Consider the following 18,526-nt stretch of genomic DNA (forward strand, 5'->3'; position numbering starts at 1 on the left):
GCGGCCCTATTATAGCAGATTGCAGCCGCCGTTCCAAGACAAGGTTTTGTATTGTTTCGTTTTTTTCTTTTACACTGTCCGGGGCGTTTGAACCGGCCGGCGTTCCGGCGCGCAAAAGTGCCCGGACGTCCCCAAGGCAGGAGGGGTGCGTCCGGGCGCTGCGGGAGGGAATGGCGCAGGAATGCTCAGGAAAAAGGGGTTTTACTCCTCTTCCTTGACCATGCCCACCAGGTCGAACTTCTCGGTGGAGATGACCACGTCGTAGTTGTCGCGGGCGGGCTTGGGATATTTGACCCAGATGGTCCGGTCCGACATATTGTAGTACCAGGCGCAGGGAGACTCGTCAAAGACCTCCCGCACGATGGTGCGGGGCACCGGCTGGCCGTCCACCGTCACCCAGTAGGCGCCCTTGGCCTTGCTGACCAGGCGGATGGTGAGGCTGTCCACGGTATCGGTGTAGCTGCCCTCCTTGCGGAAGGACAGAACAGTCTGTTCCCCGGCCTTGACCTGGATTTCGGTGCGGGAATAGACCCCGTTCTGATAATCCTGGGTGTGGCCGTCGTCGTCGTACAGGACAAAGCTGGTGTCGGTCTCGGCAGCCACCAGCAGGTCCAGATGGCGCAGGGTGTCGCTGAGGATGTGCTTCACGTCCTCACTGGTGACGAACACTGCCGAGCCCCGCAGGAACATGGGGATGCTGCCCAGGTCCACCGGCACTTCGATGGTCTGGCCGCCGGCATAGGGCCGGAGGTTGTCGTTCATGTCGTACCAGGTGCAGCCGGCGGGCAGGTAGATGGTCCGGGTCCGGGCCCCCTTCTCCACCACGTTGGCCACCAGGACGCTGCTGCCGTACATAAAGGTCAGGTTCTGGTCGCTGTAGCAGGCGGGGTCGTCGGGGAACTCCAGGAACAGGGGCCGCATGGCCGGCATGCCAGTCTGGCTGGCCTGATACATCAGGGAGTACAGATAGGGCAGCATCCGGTAGCGCAGAGCGTAGGCGGCGCGGATGTAGTCGTTGTTCTCTTCGTACATCCAGGGCTGGGTGACGGTGTTGTCGTCGTTGGCCGAGTTCAGGCAGAAGCGGGGCTGGAAGATGCCGCTCTGAATCCACCGCAGCAGCAGTTCCGCCTCGGGGGCGGGGCCATGGAAGCCGCCGATATCGCAGCCCATGTTGGCACAGCCCGACAGGCCCATGCCCAGGATGGTGGCGATATTGAACTTGACGGTGCGCCAGTCGGTGAGGTTGTCGCCGCCCCACACCTGGGCATAGCGCTGGATGCCTGCAAAGCCGGCCCGGTTGATGATGTAGGGGCGCTCGCCGGGGTAGACCTCGGCCAGAGCTTCCTTGCCCACATAGGCCATCAGGTTGGAATGAAGGATTTTGAGCTCGGCCATGGTCCCCTTCTGGCCCTCAAAATCGCACTGAGCGGTGCGGTCCTCCACGCCGTCCATCTCGCAGTTGTCGTTCCAGACCGTCTTGGCCCCCAGCTCCAGGACATTTTTCTTCAGCAGCTGTTTCCAGGTGTCCCGGCCGGCCTTGCCGGTGAAGTCGAAGAAGCGGCCTTCCCCGCCCCACCAGCGGCCATAGTAGTCGCCGGTGCCATCGGGAGTCTTGACAAAGACGCCGTTCTTCTCAAACAGAGGCATGTAGGGGTGATTTTTCAGGATGCCGGGCTTGAGGTTGGGGATGACATTGATCCCCATCTCGTTCATCCGGGCAAAGAAGCCCGCCGGGTCGGGGAAACGCTTGTAGTTCCAGTTGAAGACATACCGCAGATTGTCCTCTTCCCCGCTGGTGTAGCCCGACGCCAGCCAGAAGTTGTCGATCAGGACGCCTTCCTTCTTGTGCTTGTCGATGACCTTGTAGATCTCCTGGTCGCAGTCCTTTTCCAGCTCGGCGTAGTACATGGTGGAGGCGCAGTAGCCCAGGGACTGCTTGGTGGGCAGGGCCGGGCGGCCGGTGAGCTGGGTGTAGTGGTCCAGCACCTGGCAGATGTCGGGGCCGTTGAGGAAGAACAGGTCGATGTCGCCGCCGTCGGTCTGGTAGTAGCTGTACCGGTCCCAATAGCCCGAAATCTCCTGGCCCATGTCAAAGACGCTGTCGTAGGAGTTGTGGTAGAACAGGCCCAGGGCGTGGCGCTGCTGGTCGCTGACCCGGATGTAGAAGGGAATGTGCTTGTACATGGGGTCCCCGATCTCAGGATCATGGCCGATGGCGTCTTTGGGGGCCATCCGCATCCGGCGGCCCTTCTTGTCCAGGTGGCCGGTCTTTTCGCCAAAGCCGTAGAAGTGGTCGTGGGCGGCGTCGATCCGGGAATAATGGGACAGCCGGCCCAGCTGATCCCGCTCAAAGGCGCGCTCCCGCAGATCGGCGTAGATCAGCTCACCTTCGGCGGTGTACAGCCGGAAGGACAGGGGGCACTTGTTCATCACCAGGGTCAGGGTGCGGGTGCGGAAGGTCAGGGTCTTTTCGCTCTCCTCACAGGGGACGTCCAGGGTCGTGATGCGGACCCGCTCGTCCTTGAGCAGCTCGTCCATCCGGTCGGGCCACGCCGTGGTGACCAGGGTATAGGATTCCTCCTTGAAGGCGCGGTCAAAGGACACCCGCACCCGGATGATATCGTCGGTCATGAACACCAGCAGAATGTCCGCCGTGTCGCCGTGAATCTTGTATCCGTTCCCGGTCTTTTCCAGAGACTGGAAGTGTTTGAGCAGCATAATCGTTCTTCCTTTTTGTTTTATTTACATGCCGATGAGGTCAAAGTCCTCAAAGGACACGGTCAGGGTAACATCCTTGCGGGGGTTGGGGTACTTGACCAGCACGGCCTTCTTGGTCTGGCTGTAGTACCAGCCCTCGGCGGCGGCCTCGAACTTGCGGCGGTTGAGGAAGTGCTCCAGCTTCTGCCCGTCCAGGGTGACCCAGAAGGGGCTGCGGTCCTTGCGGACCATCTCCACCATCACCCGCTCCACAAAGTCGGTGTAGCTGCCCTCGGCGGCAAAGTCCACCTTCACCACGTCGGTGCCCGACACATGAATCCGGGTCTTGCGGCAGACGCCGTCCTTGAAGTCATTGGTGACGCCGTCGTCGTCGTAGAGGGTGTAGGTCCGCTCCCCGCCGGGGATCACCGTCAGGTGCAGGTCGGTCATATGGTCGTTGGCCATGCTCATCAGCTGGTTATCGGCCATGGGCACAATGGCGCCCTCCCGCAGGAACATGGGGATGGTGCTGATGTCCACCGGGATTTCGATGGTCTGGCCGCCCTCGTAGCAGGTGAAATGGTTGTTCCAGTCGTACCACTTACAGCCGGCGGGCAGGTATACCTTCCAGGTCTTTGCGCCCGGCTCCAGCACGTTGGCCACCAGGATATCCCGGCCAAACAGGAAGGTAAAGCTCTCGTCGTAAACCTTGGGGTCCTGCTGGAACTCATACACCAGAGGCCGCATGATGGGCGCGCCGGTCTGGCTGGCCTCGTACTCGGCCGAGTACAGATACGGAGTGAACCGGTAGCGCAGCAGGATGGCGTCCCGGATCAGCCCCGCCGAGCCGCGGTACATCCAGGGCTCGGTGACGGTGTTGTCGTTGCTGGCCGAGTGGATGGAGAACCGGGCCTGGAAGATGCCGTTCTGCACCCAGCGGACAAACAGTTCCTCGTCGGGGGCGGGGCCGTGGAAGCCGCCGATGTCGGCGCCCTCGTTGGGCTGGCCGGACAGGCCCATGCCGGTGATGATGGGGATGTTGTAGCGGAGGGTTTTCCAGCTGGTGTAGTTGTCGCCGCACCAGGTCTGGGCGTATTTCTGGATGCCGGCCGAGCCGCTGCGGCAGACGATGTAGGGGCGGGCCTTGGGGTTGTGCTCCACCACCGCCTCGGCGCCCAGCTTGCACATCAGGGTGCTCATCAGGGGTTTGAGCTGGGCGATGGTGCCGCCCTTGCCGTCAAAGCAGCAGCGGCAGTCCTTGTCCAGCAGGCTGTCATACTCGCAGTTGTCGTCCCAGATGGAGTCGGTGCCTACGTCGATGACGTTGGCGGTCAGGTATTCCTTCCAGGCTTTGCGGGCCTCGGGGTTGGTGTAGTCCCAGAAAGCGCCGTCGCCGCCCCACCACTTGCCGACGCCGTAGGTGTCCTCCTGGGAATCCTTGACAAAGACGCCCTTCTGGACAAACTCGTCGAACCAGGGATGGCACAGCAGGATGCCCGGCTTGACGTTGGGGACGTTCTGGGCACCCTTCTCGTTCATGGCCGCAAAGTAAGCCCGGGGGTCCTTGAACCGCTCGGTGTTCCAGGTAAAAACACAGCGTTTATTGTTGTAGCTGGTATACCCCGAGGACAGGTGGAAGCCGTCGATGGGGAAGCCTTCCTCCTTGACGGTGTCGATGAAGTCCAGGACGGCGTCGTCGCTGTCCTTCTCCAGCTCGGGATAGTACATGGAGGAACCCTGGTAGCCCAGCGCCCGCTTGGGCAGCAGGGCGGGACGGCCGGTCAGGAGGGTATAGTTGTCCACCACCCGGCGGATGCTGTCGCCTGCCAGCAGGAACAGGTCGATGTCACCGCCGTCGGCCTGCCAGTAGGTGTAGCGGGACCAGTAGTTGCTCTTTTCGCAGCCCATGTTGAACACGGACTCATAGAAGTTGTGGTAGAACAGGCCCACCGCCTTGCGGGTGGTGCGGGAGAGACGGATGTAGAACGGGATGTGCTTGTAGAGGGTGTCCATCTTCTCGGCGTCATAGCCCATGGCGTCGGTGGCACGCTCCCGCAGGAAGGTCTTGTTCTTGTTCAGGGCGCCGGCCTTCTCGCCGAAGCCGTAGAAGCAGTCCTCTTCCTCCATGGCGCTGTAGTGGGTGATGCGGCGGTTGGAGTCCAGGGTATAGGGGGTGCCGGCCAGATCGCTGTACAGCAGATCGCCGTCCCGGTTGTACAGCTGGAAGCAGAGGGGGGATTTCCGTGCCACCAGCTTCACCTTGCCGGTGTCGAAGGTGATCTCCCCTTCGGTCTCCTCCACTGCGGGAGTGCAGGGGGTCAGGCGGGTGCGCTCCGCCTCGAACAGACCGTCCAGACGGTCCTCCCAGGCGGTGGTGGACAGAACATAGGACTCCTCGGCCAGTTCCCGGTCAAAGGATACCCGCAGACGGACGATTTCGTCGGTGACAAAACAGACCTTGATGTCCGCGCAGTTGGTGTGGAACAGGAACGCGCCGTCCAGGCGCTCCATGGCCTGGATTTCCTTGCAAAGATACATGGAATTACTCCTTTCCGGAAGGGCGTTTTTTCACAAGTATAACATACCTGTGTTGGTATGGAAAAGAGCCCCCGACCATTTGACGGGCAGACAGTCAGGGGCTCCATCCGGTAACCAGCGGCCTTTATGCCGCAGCGGGAAAATGCAGGGAATTCACGCTCATGCCCACCAGAAGGTATCCACCAGGCCGCACAGATAGGGCACGATCATGGGGATGGCAGGGATGAAGGTGATGAGCAGCAGGGCCACCACCATGCCGACAAACAGAGGGATAATGTACTTGGTGACGCCCTCGATCTTGACCTTGGCCACGCCGCAGCCCACGAACAGGCAGGAACCGACGGGCGGGGTCACCGAGCCGATGCCCAGGTTGGTAATGAGCATCAGGCCGAAGTGGACCGGGCTCATGCCGATGCTGGTGGCGATGGGCAGGAAGATGGGGGTGAAGATCAGGACGGCGGGGGTCAGATCCAGGAAGCAGCCCATGATCAGCAGGAAGACGTTCATGATGAGCAGGATCACATAGCGGTTGCTGGAGATGCTCATGAGGCCCTCGCTGATGGCGGCGGGGATTCCCGAGTAGGACATGACGTAGGACATGATGGAGGAGGCCGCGATCAGGAACAGGATGGTGGCCGAGCTCTTCATGGTGTCCGCCAGCATGTTGTAGAAGGTCTCGAAGCTGATTTCGCGGTAGACCACAGCCAGCAGCAGGCAGTACAGGCACATGACCACGCCGGCCTCGGTGGCGGTGAAGAAGCCGCCCAGAATGCCGCCCATGACGATGATGACGGCCAGCAGGGAGGGAATGGCGTCGATCCAGACCCGGAGGGCGGAGGCGTCCTCCTTTACGGTGGAGGCCTTGTAGCCCTTCTTGACGGCCAGATAGATGGTCAGGGCTGCCACGCACAGGCCCAGCAGGATGCCGGTCAGATAGCCGCCCATGAACAGGGCTGCCACCGACACGCCGCCGGCGGTGATGGAGTAGAGGATCAGCGGACCGGACGGGGGGATCAGGATGCCGGTGGGGGCGGAGCAGATGTTGACGGCGGCGGAGAAGTTGGGGTCATAGCCCTCCTCTGCCTCCAGGGGGCTCAGGATGGAGCCCATGGCCGAGGTGGCGGCCACCGAGGAGCCGGACACGGCGCCGAAGAACATATTGGCCAGCACGTTGGTGGCGGCCAGATAGCCGGGGATCTTGCCCACCAGCAGGCGGGCCAGACGGATCAGGCGGCGGGCGATGCCGCCCTTGTTCATGATGTTGCCGCCCAGGGTGAAGAAAGGCAGGGCCAGCAGCGAGAAGGAGTCAAGGCCCGAGAAGCACCGCTGTGCCGCGATGAGGGCGAAGATGTCCGCGGGCATGCTGAACAGGGCGGTGATGACCGAAGCGATGCCGATGCCGGCCGAGATGGGGACACCCGCCAGCAGCATGACGAAGAAGGAGCCGAAAAGGCTCAGGGTTGCCTGTACGACCATCAGTTTTTGCCTCCTTTCTTCTCAGCGAACAGCTGGGCGTACTTGAGCACGCGGGCCAGCACGATAAAGACGCCCGAGATGGGCAGGATCGAATACAGGAAGGTGAAGGGCAGGTGCATGACCGACGAGATGTTCAGGGCGTTCATGGACAGCTTGAGTCCGCCGTAGATAAAGACGTAGCAGACAAAGAACAGGGTGGCCGCCTCGATGAAGATATTGAGGGCCACGGCTGCGCCGCCCTTGACCCGGCCCTTGATCAGGTCCAGGGACAGGTGCTCGTCCCGGTAGAAGCAGTAGGCCGAGCCGATGAGGGAGGCCCAGATCAGGACGTAGCGGAGGAACTCATCGGTGAAGGTGGAGGGGTCGCCCAGCACCATACGGCTGAAAATCTGCCAGGTACCACCCGCCAGCAGGGCGAACATGGACAGCGCCAGCAGGAAACGCATGACGGTGTCCAGGATTTTTTCAAATGTTTTCACAGTCTCATCTCCTCATTTGTAGGCGCAGGCGGTGGGGACAGCCCGCGCCGGGTACAGATGCGCGGGGCCGTCTCACACGGCCGCCTGCTGAATCCGCTCCACGTAGGCGTACACCTCGGGGGAATCCGCCTGCAGGTCGGTGTAAATGGACTGGCACGCCTCCTGGAAGGCGGGGATATCCACGTCATAAATCAGCTCGACGCCCTTTTCCTCGGCGGCGGCCAGGACTTCGTCCTCAAAGGCTGCCCAGGACGCCTTATAATCCTCGGTCATGGACCGGGCGCAGGCGGTCACAATCTCCCGCTGGTGGTCCGAGAAGGCGTTCCAGGTCTCGGTGGACATGAGCAGGATATCGGGGATGCGGGTGTGCTCGTCGAAGCAGTAGTACTGGGTGACGTCGGCGTGGTCACGCAGGGCGGTGACGTTGTTCTCGGCGCCGTCGATGACGCCCTGCTGCATGGCGGTGTAAATTTCGGAATAGCTGGTGACGGTGGCCGAGCCGCCCAGGGCGGTCATCATGTTAATGGCCATCTGGGAGTCCATGGTGCGGATCATCAGCCCCTTCAGGTCCGCGGGGGTGCGGATGGCCTTGTTGGCGGTGTAGAAAGAGCGGGCGCCCGAATCCATCCAGGTCAGGCCCATGAAGCCCTTGCTCTCGGTGAGCTTGTACAGGTCCTGGGCGATTTCGCCGTCCATGACGCTGTAGTAGTGGGCCTGGTCGTTGAAGACATAGGGCACCGACAGGACGTTCCACTCCTGCTGGAAGTTGCCCAGGGTGGACGCCGAGACCTTGGCCATATCCAGCGCGCCGGCGCGGATCTGGGTGATGTTGTCCACCTCGCTGCCCAGGGTGGCGTTGGGGAAGATCTCGATGTTGATGGTGCCGCCGGTCTGCTCGCGGACCGCATCGGCAAAGGCACTCAGGGCGATGTGGACCGCATGGTCCTCGGCCAGACCGTGGGACAGGGTCAGGTCAAAAGTTTTCTCGTCGCCGTTGGCCTGGGCTGCCTGCTTGCCGCCGCAGCCAGCCAGGGCGCCTGCCGCAGCCACAGCGCCCAGCGCTGCCAGAAAGTTACGGCGGGAAATCAGCTTTTTCATTGGGATACAGTACCTCCTTTTCACTTGCGGCCTGCCTTTTCAGGTGCCGCACTCCGAATCTTCCGTCTTTCCTTGGGTCCGCCCCCTCCTTTCCGTGGTTCGATTGTATATCCAAAGCAGCCCGGGACCGGGGCGTGCAGCCGCCGCATCCCTCACAGGGCGCAAGGTTACCGTCTGGATCGTCCGGCCTTCTTTTTGCCTCTTTGGGCGGCCGGGGCCTTCCCTGCTTTCCGGTTGTCCCAGATGCGCAGGATATCCCGCAGGCTGAAGGTCAGCAGGGAGAACGGCGCCTCCCACTGTTTGCCGGTGCGCTCGCTCACCAGCTGCATCACGTCCCCGGCGGTGCCCGGCTGGATGGTGGACCGGTCCACCATCACCACCGACTCCGGCCCGAAGAACAGGTACAGATACCGCCGGTCCTGGACGATGCGGTCCAGCTTGTCGTAGCGCAGTTTTTTCCGGATGCCGCCCTCCTCCAGCTCCATGTGGCCGGCGCAGAAGGTGCACACCGACGAGGGCAGCACCCCGCCCCGGGCCTCGATGACCCCCTCGGCCCGGACAATGGCCGGAAAATCCCGGCCCACAAACAGCAGGCATCCCGCCAGCAGCAGAAGTCCCTGGACCAGCATGGGCACCGGTGCGAACAGCCCGGCTGCCGCCAGCGCCACTCCGGCCACCGCCGTCACAACCACACGGCCCATCCGGTAGGTGTTGTACTGGGTCTCAAACAGCTCCTGAATGGTGTTTTCGGTGTGGTCCATCCGGCCCTGGTACTGTACGGCCATGGGTTTTTCCTCCTTTGTCCGGCGCAGAAACGGCGCATCATTTTTTGCGTGTGCTGTTGCATCCAAGCTATGTGAGAATTGTACAATAATATTCTCCATATTTTGGATAATATGTTTAATTTTCGACTTACCGTCATAATAATAACAAATTATCGGAGGAAAATCGTCTGAATGTGTGATAAAATGTTCGCAAAATGTGACCTGTTGTGATATACTGGGTTCAGCAGCAAAACCATGCAGGAGGGACGTTCATGCGTTCGTTTGTCACCCCCTACGCCGACCAGAACATCACCCCCGAGGAGGCCAACCGCCGCCTGCCCTGGGACAAAGTGGTGGTGGGCTGGTATTCCAACCGCCGGGTTCACCAGTCGGTGACCCACTACCACCCCTACCACGAGTACATTTATATGGTCAGCGGCAAGGCCCGCTATTACGTCAGCGGCGGCCAGTACGAGCTGCACCCCGGGGAGCTGATGCTGATTCCCCCCAAGGTGGTGCATACCGGCTACTACGACACCTACGATCGTCTCATCATCCAGATTGACGACGCCTTTTGGCAGCAGACCCTGGAGACCAGCGGCCTGGGAGCGGCGGGCTGCACCATTCCCGACCGGCTTCTGATTTTCCACGAGGACGCCGGCTACAAGTGGAAGGTGCGGTCCCTCATCGAGCAGGCCGCTGCCGCCCTCACCATCCCGGACGAGGCCGAGCGGGAACAGATGTACCGGCTCCTCCTGAGCCAGCTGACCATGATCATCCGCCAGATCATCCGGGAGGACGGCCTGGGCAAACCCACCTCCACCAACGCCCTGGTGGCGTCGGTGACCAACTACATCCAGCAGCATTTCCGGGACCCCGACCTGACCGTCACCCAGCTGGCCCAGTACGCCTACGTCAGCCGGGAGCACCTGTCCCGTATTTTCAAGGAATACACCATGCAGAGCATCCACGACTATCTCACCGAGCTGCGGATGCAGAGCTGCCGCCAGGACATTGCCGACGGCAAGCAGATTCTGTCCGCCTGCACCGAAAACGGCTTCAGCAACTACAGCAGTTTCCTGAAAACCTTTCGGAAGCTGTACGGCATGACCCCCGCCGACTACCGCAGCCACCTGAACGCCCTAGACACCAAGGACTCCCCTGCCCCGCCGGCCGGCCCGGCCCTTTGTCTTTGAACAAAACAAAAAACAGCCCGCACCCTCCGGAAGTCGATCCGGTTGGGTGCGGGCTGTCTGGTTTTATGGGTTCAGGTCAGGAGCTCAGTGGATTTCGTACCACTTGATCTCGTTGGCCTCCAGGTGGAGGTCAAAGCTCTGGCCGTCGGTGGTGTAGACGGTGGTGTCCTGGGGCTCGTAGGTGTTGTTCACCACACAGTACTTGTGGTTGGCCACGTAGGCGTGAACTTCCACGTTGTAGTTGGAGCTGAACCAGGTGTGGAGCTCCTCCTCGCTGTGGGCGCTCCACAGGATGGCGCGGTAGAGGGCGCGGCTGTTGGCAAAGCTGTAGGGCAGGCCGCTGATGTAGACGGCGCGGCCCTGGCCAAAGTCGTTGGCGGCCAGCTGGACTTCCTTGTCCCGCTGGATCAGGACCTGGGCGCCTTCCAGGGCGTAGATGCTCTTCTGGCCCTCGCCGAAGTCCATGTCGTGGTCGGGGCAGTCGGCCAGGATGAAGTGGTCGCGGTGCTCCTCCCAGTTGTACTTGTCGTAGTTGAGAGTGAAGCCGTTCTCCTTCTCCACGCCCAGGACGCCGGCCAGCTGCAGGTAGCGGCCCTGGTACAGGTGGCCGGAGGGCTCGCCCACGCCGATGAGGCCGCCGCCGTTCCACACAAACTGCTTGACCACCGAGGCCACCTCGGCATCCTCCCACCAGCGGCCGCCGGTGTGGGCGGTGTCGGCGTCGCCCACGTTGATCAGGACGTCGATGTTGTCCAGCAGGTGGGGATCGGCTTTGATGTCGTCGAAGCTGATGAACTGGACGTCGAAGGGGGCGCCGCTCAGGGCCTCGATGACGCCGGCGTAGCTGTAGTTCTTCTTATAATAGAGGGCGTGATGGACCATGTGGCAGCCCCAGGCCCGCATCTTGCCCCAGCAGTTCAGCACCGCCACCCGCTTGACGCAGTAGGGCGTGGTGCCCTTGATGTTGTCGTACAGCTCCCGGAACTCGTTGCAGACGCTCTCCACATAGTCGATGAACTCGGGGAACTCCAAAGCCAGCTTCAGATAGCCGCCGTAGCCGATGCGGTCGATGGGCTTGCGCAGGATGGCCCGCCGGGCGGTGACCCAGTTCTCCTTGGCCTCCCGCACCGGGTCGCCGCCCTCGTGGAAGGTATCGGGGAAGAAATAGGGCAGGAACCGGCCCTCGGTGTACTTGACGCCCTCGATGTCCGAGATCAGGCGCAGGGTGGAACCGTTGCCCACGCTGCCCACCACGGCGTCCAGGCCGATGGTCTTGAACTCCGGCATGAAGGGCTCGGTGCCGATCCAGTGGTCGCCCAGGAACATCATGGCCTCGCAGCCGCACTCGTGGGTGATGTCCACCATCTCCTTGGCCAGCTTGGCCACTTCCCGGCGCTGGAAGGCCTGGAAGTCCCGGTATTCCTTGCTGGGAACCCGGTACTGGTTGTTGTAGTAGCCCTGGTCGATGATGTATTCGGGGCGGAACTTATAGCCCACTTCCTTCTCGAACTGCTCCAGAATGTAGGGGCTCACCGAGGCGGAGTAGCCGTACCAGTCCACGTACTTCTCCCGCTTCAGCTCGTCGAAGATGAGGGTGAACTGATGGAAGAAGGTGGTGTAGCGGATGACGTTGACGTAGGGATGCTCCTGGATGAACTTGCGCAGCCGCTCCATGGAGTACTTGTGGGTCTTGGGCTGGCGGACGTCGAAGGTGATCTGGTGCTCAAAGTTGGTCCAGCCGTTGGTGGTGGCGTTGTACATGTGGACGGGGTCCCAGATCAGGTAGGCCAGGAAGCTGACGGTGTACTCGTGGAAGGGCACAGCCTGCACCGTCACGCAGCCGTCGGCGTAGCTCCACTGGCTGGAGGGCACCGGCTGGCCGGTGGTGCGGTCCATGACTTCCCACCAGCGGGTGATGTCGTCCCGGGTGTTCACCTCCATCAGCTCGGGGCTGATCCCCTTCATCAGGGGGATGGTGACGGTGTCCCCATGGGCGGTGTAAAAGCCGGTCATGATGTAGCACTGCTGGATTTCATCGGGGTTGGCCTTGGCCCAGGCGTTGTCCTTGCGGGTGGTGTAGTAGGTGGAGTAGATCTTGGCGTCGGCGTCCCGCAGCTGCTGGGGGAAATCGGTGCCGTCACAGTCGCGGATGGCGTCAGCGCCCCACTTTTTCAGGATTTCCAGGGTTTCGGGCACCACATCCAGGTCGGTGGGGATGGTTACGCGCCCTTTTTTCTGCGTGTCGTTCATGCGTATGCTCCTTTGTTTCCTTTTCCGTTTTCCAACATTCCCTCGGGGCGGGTCAGCGGCGATCCCGGAAGGGACTGTTGTAGATGGCCAGCGCCGCCAGCAGCAGCGCCACGCCCACTACCATCACGCCGAGGCCCGCCAGCTGGCCGGTCATCTGCCAGCCTTTTACCACCAGCACCATTGCCAGGACGAACAGCACCGCGATTAAGACGATGCGCAGGACAGGGTGTTCTTTCCAAAATTCCATGGTGTCTCCTCCTTTAGCCCTTCAGGCCGCCCACGGTCATGCCCTGGGTCAGCTGCTTCTGCACACAGATATAAAGGATGAGGGTAGGCAGCATCACCAGCACCAGGCCGGCGTACATGGTGCCGTACTGGGCCGCGCTCTGCTGGGCCTGCATCAGGTTCAGCAGGCCCACCGGCAGGGTGCGGGGGGCGCTGGTGGAACTCATCAGGGTCATCGAGATGATGTACTCGTTCCAGAACGAGAGGAAGTTGAACAGGATGATGGTGATGATGGAGGGCTTGGCCATGGGGAAGATGATCTTGACCATGGCCGAGAAGTAGCCGGCGCCGTCGATGTAGGCGGCCTCCTCAAAGTCGTGGGGCAGGGTGGCAAAATAGCCCGACAGCAGATAGATGGTGAAGGGCAGGGCCGTGGAGGCGTACACCACCGCCAGGACCACCAGGTTGTTCAGCAGGAAACTGGTGCCCACCACGTTTTTCAGCCAGGTGTCGCCGTCCCGCAGCATCAGGAAGATGGGGACCACAATGTAGTTGACGTTGATGAACAGGCCCGCCATGAACAGGGTGTTCAGCAGCTTGCTGCACCGGAACTTGAACCGGGACAGGCAGTAGGCCGCCGGCAGGGCGATCACCAGCAGCAGCACCAGGGCCAGGGCGGTGACCATCACCGAGTTGAGCATGTACTGGCCCATCTTGGCGCCGTTCCAGGCGTCCACAAAGTTCTGCCAGTAGAAGCCGGCGGGCAGGGCCCAGGGATTGCCGTAAAACTCCGAGTTCTGCTTGATGGAGGCCATAAAGACCCAGGCCACCGGCACCAGGATGGTGACGGCCAGCAGAATCAGGACAAAGTAGATGAAGAATTTGTACAGCCCCTCGGCCGAGCGGGGGGTTTTCTGTTCCTGTTTGTTTTCCATACAGTTTTTCCCTCCTTAGAATTCCAGGGGCTCACGGCTGGTAGCCTTGTTGACGCAGGCGGACAGGGCGAAGGAGAACACAAAGATCACCACGCCGATGGCCATGCTGTAGCCGTACAGGCCGGCGTTTTTCTGGCTGTACATGTAGTTCAGGGCCACGTCCGACGCGCCGTTGGGGCCGCCGCTGGTCATGGCGGTGACGAACAGGAAAGCCATGTTGATGGTGGAAATGATGAAGAAGGTCAGGGTGGTGCGGATGTTGGTCCAGATCAGGGGGATGGTGATCTGGAAGAACTGGGTCAGCCGGCCGGCGCCGTCCAGGTTGGCGCTCTCATACAGGCTGGCGGGCACCGACGCCATGGACGCCATGTACATGACCATGTAGTAGCCCACCGCCTGCCAGACCATGGCGATGATGAGGGAGGGAATGACCAGTTTTTCGCCCTTCCACAGGATGGGGTTGGTCATGTCCCGGAACAGGCCGATGATGCTGTTGAGCATGCCGTTCTCCGGCTTGTAGATGGCCGAGAAGATACCCGAGATGACAACCACCGACAGGATGTTGGGGATGTAGAAGACGATGCGGAAGAAGTTCTGGCCTTTGATTTTCTCCCGGGTGAGGATGGCCGCAAAGACCAGGGCAAAGGCGAAGGTGACGATGGTGACCACCACCACCAGCAGGATCATATTCTGCATCGAACGGATGAACTGGGTATCATGGATCAGCTGCTGGAAATTTTTCAATCCGACGAAGGTCTCATTGGGAGAATAGGCCCCCCGCTCATACAGCGACATCCGGAACACGTTCAGGGTAGGCAGGATCATGAAGATAAAGAACAGGATCGTCGCCGGGGCGACGCACAGCACCAGAAAGCGGCTGCGGCGCTTATTGGACTTCATACAGGGGACCGCTCCTTTCAAATCAAAAGCGGAGGCGGCTTAACCGCCCCCGCTGGGCAGGGCTTGGGTTGGGAAAGGATGGATTACTCCACCAGGTTGGCCCGCATCTGATCGCTGGCCGACTTGATGCCGTCGATCCACTCCTGCTCGGTGATGCTGCCCGAGACCAGGGAGTTGACGGGATCGAAGAAGACGGTGCGGATCTCGATGCCGGGGATGGCGGTGAAGGCGGCGAAGTTGCCCATGGCAGCCTTGGCGCCGTTGTCGTAGATGGAGTAGAACAGCTTGTTGTCGCCCTCCAGGCCATCGGCGATGCCCAGGACGGGCTGGATGGCGTTGGACTCAGCGAACAGCTCGCAGGCCACGTCGCTGTACAGGAAGGCCAGGAACTGCTTAGCGGCGTCGATGTGTTCTGCGCCGGCGGGGATCCAAGCCTGCTCAAACCAGGTGTAGCTGTAGCGGTCGCCGCCCTCGGAGACTGCGGGCAGGGCGGTCATGCCCCACTCGAAGCCCTCAGCGCGGGGAGCCTCGGCCATTTCGCCCACGATCCAGGTGCCGTTGGGCATAAAGACGGCCTTGTTGTCCAGCACCAGCTGCTGGTTCTGGGTGAAGTCCTGATCGTTGGCCTGGGCGGGGGTGATGGGGTTGGTGTAGGTGGCCAGCTTGGTCACGATGTCGAAGCAGGTCTGTGCCTCGGGGGTATCCCAGATGCCCTCCTCGTAGTGGGTGGCCTTCTCGAAGAACTCGGGGCCGCCGGCTGCGTACATCAGGGCGTAGAAGAAGGCGTCAAAGTAACCGGTGGTGGGGTAAGTAAACAGGTAGGTGCCTGCGGCCAGAGCGGCGTCGCCCAGCTCCCACATCTCGTCCCAGGTCTGGGGCACTTCCCAGCCGTTCTCAGCCAGGAAAGCGGCGTTGTAGAACAGGCCGCAGGGGCTGTAGAACATGGGGGCCAGATAGGTCTTGCCGTCGTTGTAGGGGTTGGTCAGGCTGGTGTCGGTGAAGCCGCCGGCGATCTTGTCGCTGACCTTCACGGTCTCGCCGGGAACGGTCATGCTCAGCACGTCGGTGATGTCGGCGATCAGGTTGCCCTTGATGAACTGCTCGGTGAGGGCTGCCTCACGGCCGGTGGCCAGATGGACCACGTCGGGGTAGTCGCCGCCCTGCATGGAGGGGCCGATGACGTCCTCCAGGTTCTTGTCGGTGGTCAGCTCCACGGCGATGCCGGTCTGCTCGGTGAAGGCGTCGGCCACCTTCTGCCACATCTCGGAACCATAAGCGGTCTCGATGGCGGCCACCTTGATGCTCTCAGCGGGGGCGGCTGCACCGGAGGAGGCAGCGCCCGAAGCGGCGGTGGAGCTGGACGAGCTGCTGCCGCAGGCGGCCAGGCCCAGGGCAGCTGCGCCAGCGCCCACAATCTTGATAAAGTTGCGACGAGAAATGCGTTTCATAAGTCAATCCTCCAACTTGGATTATCCTGTCCGTTCAAGACGGGCGGCCGCACAGGTCCGGCCAGGTGCCGCGTCTTTTTCTCTGTACCCAATATAGAAGATTTCCACTTGTTTCACAAGCGCATTCTTGTTCCGTTTTTTAGAAATCTTGCTTTCAGTAAAATACAACAGGTCAAATTGCTGTGCAATTTCCAACAACTTTGTACATATTGCTTATATAGGACTGATACCGTCAAATATTTACAAAAAAGTGACAAACCACAGAATTTTCTCTGCACAATCCGACCGAAATTGGCCCTTGCAAAATGCGGCGGGATTCTCTATAATAAAACCAAATTCCGGAGCTTCCGCCAGGACGGAAAGTGCAATCTTGCTCTTATTTTTATAAATATTGCTTCGCATTTTAGAGGTTTCGGCCAGGAGGTTTTTCATGAGCACCGACCGCTTTGACATCAGCCACGCCCCCGCCCCGCGGGAGGCATTCCGGCTGCTGTACATCAGTAAAAGCCGCTTCGGCGGCGACTGGAACAGCACGGCCCACACCCATTCCTGCACCGAGCTGTTCTACTGTCTCAGCGGCGAAGGCCAGTTTTACATCAGCGGGCAGCTGTACCCGGTCCACCCCGACGACATGGTGATCGTCAACCCCCAGGTGGAGCACACCGAGCTGAGCCTCAACGCCGCCCCTCTGGAATATGTGGTGCTGGGGATCTCGGGCATCGAGGTCCTGTTCGGCAACGCCGACGCCCCCTACGCCATCCTGAACTGCAAGGAGCACCGGGAGCGGCTGGGCACCCTGCTGCACATGCTGCTGGCCGAGGCGGACCACAGCCTGGACGGCTACGAGACGGTGTGTCAGGACCTGCTGGAAGTGCTGCTGATCTGGCTGGTACGCACCACCACCCTCTCCCTCCAGATCCAAAAGACCGTCGCCCGCTCGGACAACCGGGAGTGCGCCGAGATCAAGCGGTACATCGACGTCAACTACAAGGAAAACCTGACCCTGGACAAGCTGGCGGCCCTGGCCCACATCAACAAGTATTATCTGGCCCACACCTTCCAGAAGGAGTACGGGGTCTCCCCCATCACCTACCTGAGCCGCCGCCGGATTGAGGAGAGCAAGTACCTGCTGGGCAACACCAACCACACCCTGGCCCAGGTCAGCGAGCTGCTGGGCTTTTCGTCCCCCAGCTACTTTTCCCAGTGTTTCCGCAAGGCCGAGGGCATCAGCCCCAACGAATACCGCCGCCAGGTGCGGCAAGGTCAGCGTCCCGCGCCGCCCACACGGCGCTGAAAATAAAAACGGAGGAATTGCATTATGAAACCCATTACAGAAGCTCTGCTGCACCAGGCTGCGGCTGCTTTCGCTTTTGACTGCGCCACGGGCGACATCGAGCGGTACGGTGCGGGCCACATCAACGACACCTTTGCGGTCTGGGCCGCGGACAAAAGCAAGCGCTTTATCCTGCAGCGGATCAACACCGACACCTTCACCGACCCCGCCGGGCTGATGGAGAACATCTGCGGCGTCACCAGCTACCTGAGCCGCCAGATTCTGGCCCGGGGCGGCGACCCCGCCCGGGAAACCCTGAACGTCATCCCCACCCGGGACGGCAAGCCCTACTACACCGACTCCGAAGGAGGCGCATGGCGGGCCTACATCTTTGTGGAGGGGACGGTCTGTTTACAGAAAGTAGAAAACGAGCAGGATTTTTACACCGTGGCCGAGACCTTCGGCGGATTCCAGAACCAGCTGGCCGGCTACCCCGCCGCCACCCTGCACGAGACCATCGCCCGGTTCCACGACACCCCCAACCGCTACGCCAACTTTGAGAAGGCCCTGGCCGCCGACGTTATGGGCCGTGCCAAGGACGTGGCCGCCGAGATCGCCTTTGTCCGGGCCCATGAGGCCGACTGCCATGTGCTGGTAGACCAGCTGGCCGCCGGCGTGCTGCCCCTGCGAGTCACCCACAACGACACCAAACTAAATAACGTTCTGATCGACGAGGCCACCGGCAAGGGCATCTGTGTCATCGACTTGGATACCGTCATGCCCGGCCTGTCGGCCTATGACTTCGGCGACTCCATCCGGTTCGGCGCCAACGACTGCGCCGAGGACGAGCCCGACCAGAGCAAGGTCCACTTCAGCCTCCACCTGTACGAGGTGTTTACCAAGGGCTATCTGTCGGCCGCCGGCAGCGCCATGACCGAGGCCGAGCGCAAGAGCCTGCCCTGGGGCGCCAAGCTGATGACCCTGGAATGCGGCATCCGGTTCCTGACCGACTATCTGGAGGGAGACCACTACTTCAAAATCAGCCGTCCCGACCAGAACCTGGACCGCGCCCGGACCCAGTTCACCCTGGTGCAGGGCATGGAGAAGGAATTCGACGCCATGACCCGGATTGCCCTCCAGGTCTGAGCCGCTCCTATATATAAATAGAAGGGACCCGCCGTCCCCTGCTGAAAACGCCCCCTGCCCGGGGTTTGTTCACCGGTGCAGGAGGCGTTTTTTGGGTGCTG

At 61.2% G+C, this 18,526-nt stretch carries 14 protein-coding genes; 3 read left to right on the forward strand and 11 right to left on the reverse strand.

Annotation, left to right across the window (positions count from 1 at the left end; translation table 11 throughout):
- Positions 1 to 201 precede the first annotated feature (201 nt).
- The 6 genes from B5F27_RS03500 to B5F27_RS03525 all read right to left on the reverse strand — a co-directional run bounded on the left by B5F27_RS03500 (position 202) and on the right by B5F27_RS03525 (position 9,073).
- Positions 202 to 2,718, reverse strand: coding sequence for a TIM-barrel domain-containing protein (locus B5F27_RS03500; RefSeq protein ID WP_087364707.1), 2,517 nt, complete (start codon positions 2,716 to 2,718; stop codon positions 202 to 204).
- 24 nt (positions 2,719 to 2,742) lie between these two features.
- Positions 2,743 to 5,235, reverse strand: coding sequence for a TIM-barrel domain-containing protein (locus B5F27_RS03505; RefSeq protein ID WP_087364709.1), 2,493 nt, complete (start codon positions 5,233 to 5,235; stop codon positions 2,743 to 2,745).
- Between the two features lie 159 nt (positions 5,236 to 5,394).
- Positions 5,395 to 6,711, reverse strand: a complete 1,317-nt coding sequence (locus B5F27_RS03510) for a TRAP transporter large permease (protein ID WP_087364711.1) — start codon at positions 6,709 to 6,711, stop codon at positions 5,395 to 5,397.
- Positions 6,711 to 7,190, reverse strand: a complete 480-nt coding sequence (locus B5F27_RS03515; RefSeq protein WP_242956780.1) for a TRAP transporter small permease — start codon at positions 7,188 to 7,190, stop codon at positions 6,711 to 6,713. The genes B5F27_RS03510 and B5F27_RS03515 overlap by 1 nt, the downstream gene beginning before the upstream one ends.
- A 72-nt stretch (positions 7,191 to 7,262) precedes the next feature.
- Positions 7,263 to 8,288 (reverse strand): TRAP transporter substrate-binding protein, encoded by a 1,026-nt coding sequence (locus B5F27_RS03520; RefSeq protein WP_087247281.1) that lies wholly within the window; start codon positions 8,286 to 8,288, stop codon positions 7,263 to 7,265.
- 167 nt (positions 8,289 to 8,455) lie between these two features.
- Complete coding sequence (locus B5F27_RS03525; RefSeq protein WP_087364713.1) at positions 8,456 to 9,073, reverse strand: YcxB family protein; 618 nt, start codon at positions 9,071 to 9,073, stop codon at positions 8,456 to 8,458.
- A gap of 251 nt (positions 9,074 to 9,324) precedes the next feature.
- Here B5F27_RS03525 and B5F27_RS03530 point away from each other — a divergent pair, with 251 nt between their 5' ends.
- On the forward strand, positions 9,325 to 10,248 hold the full coding sequence (locus tag B5F27_RS03530) for a helix-turn-helix domain-containing protein (protein ID WP_087364715.1): 924 nt from the start codon (positions 9,325 to 9,327) through the stop codon (positions 10,246 to 10,248).
- Positions 10,249 to 10,332: 84 nt separating this feature from the next.
- On the opposite strand, the gene gnpA is transcribed toward B5F27_RS03530, so the two are convergent.
- The 5 genes from gnpA to B5F27_RS03555 all read right to left on the reverse strand — a co-directional run bounded on the left by gnpA (position 10,333) and on the right by B5F27_RS03555 (position 16,006).
- Entirely contained in the window at positions 10,333 to 12,498 is a 2,166-nt protein-coding gene (gene gnpA, locus B5F27_RS03535) for a 1,3-beta-galactosyl-N-acetylhexosamine phosphorylase (RefSeq protein WP_087364718.1), read from the reverse strand.
- A gap of 52 nt (positions 12,499 to 12,550) precedes the next feature.
- Complete coding sequence (locus tag B5F27_RS03540) at positions 12,551 to 12,745, reverse strand: hypothetical protein (protein ID WP_087247289.1); 195 nt, start codon at positions 12,743 to 12,745, stop codon at positions 12,551 to 12,553.
- 13 nt (positions 12,746 to 12,758) lie between these two features.
- Positions 12,759 to 13,658, reverse strand: a complete 900-nt coding sequence (locus B5F27_RS03545; RefSeq protein WP_087247291.1) for a carbohydrate ABC transporter permease — start codon at positions 13,656 to 13,658, stop codon at positions 12,759 to 12,761.
- Between the two features lie 15 nt (positions 13,659 to 13,673).
- On the reverse strand, positions 13,674 to 14,558 hold the full coding sequence (locus tag B5F27_RS03550) for a sugar ABC transporter permease (RefSeq protein ID WP_087364720.1): 885 nt from the start codon (positions 14,556 to 14,558) through the stop codon (positions 13,674 to 13,676).
- Positions 14,559 to 14,641: 83 nt separating this feature from the next.
- Positions 14,642 to 16,006: a carbohydrate ABC transporter substrate-binding protein gene (locus tag B5F27_RS03555; protein ID WP_087364722.1), complete on the reverse strand. Its 1,365-nt coding sequence runs from the start codon at positions 16,004 to 16,006 to the stop codon at positions 14,642 to 14,644.
- Between the two features lie 430 nt (positions 16,007 to 16,436).
- On the opposite strand from B5F27_RS03555, the gene B5F27_RS03565 reads away from it, so the two are divergent.
- Both B5F27_RS03565 and B5F27_RS03570 read left to right on the forward strand, forming a co-directional pair.
- Positions 16,437 to 17,300 (forward strand): AraC family transcriptional regulator, encoded by an 864-nt coding sequence (locus B5F27_RS03565; RefSeq protein ID WP_087247299.1) that lies wholly within the window; start codon positions 16,437 to 16,439, stop codon positions 17,298 to 17,300.
- A gap of 24 nt (positions 17,301 to 17,324) precedes the next feature.
- Complete coding sequence (locus B5F27_RS03570) at positions 17,325 to 18,425, forward strand: aminoglycoside phosphotransferase family protein (RefSeq protein WP_087364724.1); 1,101 nt, start codon at positions 17,325 to 17,327, stop codon at positions 18,423 to 18,425.
- Positions 18,426 to 18,526: the final 101 nt, after the last annotated feature.

The sequence above is a fragment of the Faecalibacterium sp. An192 genome, assembly GCF_002160175.1.
Classification (GTDB): Bacteria; Bacillota; Clostridia; order Oscillospirales; family Ruminococcaceae; genus Faecalibacterium.